Consider the following 587-nt stretch of genomic DNA (forward strand, 5'->3'; position numbering starts at 1 on the left):
TCACTCGTCGATTGACTACCACTTACCGAAGCGCTGGCGCTCGTACTTGCCGAGTTGTTTTCACTCATCGAAGTACTCATAGAACCACTGGCGCTCGTTGAGAGGCTATCACTCGTCGATTGACTACCACTTACCGAAGCGCTGGCGCTCGTACTTGCCGAGTTGTTTTCACTCATCGAAGTACTAGTTGAACCACTCACACTTGTTGATAGGCTATCACTAATTGATTCACTTGTACTCATGGAGTTTCTCAGGCTATCACTGGTAGATTCACTGCCACTTACTGAGGAACTATCACTAGTAGAAATGCTTTGACTGTCACTCGTACTTAGTGAGGCACTGCCACTGTTGCTAGTGGAAATGCTCTGACTGTCGCTTGTACTTACAGAAGCGCTGTCACTATTGCTAGTGGAAATGCTTTGACTGTCACTCGTACTTAGTGAGGCACTGCCACTGTTGCTAGTGGAAGTACTCTGACTATCACTTGTACTTAGTGAGGCACTGCCACTGTTGCTAGTGGAAGTACTCTGACTATCACTTGTACTTAGTGAGGCACTACCACTTACTGAGGAACTGTTACTGGTACT

Annotated in this window: 1 pseudogene; it reads right to left on the reverse strand. The window is 46.7% G+C overall.

The annotated features are described in order from the left end of the window. Positions 1-587, reverse strand: a pseudogene (locus AC6UD8_RS07015) (hypothetical protein); the annotation flags it as partial.

The organism is Fructilactobacillus sp. X1R3C1 (assembly GCF_059901545.1).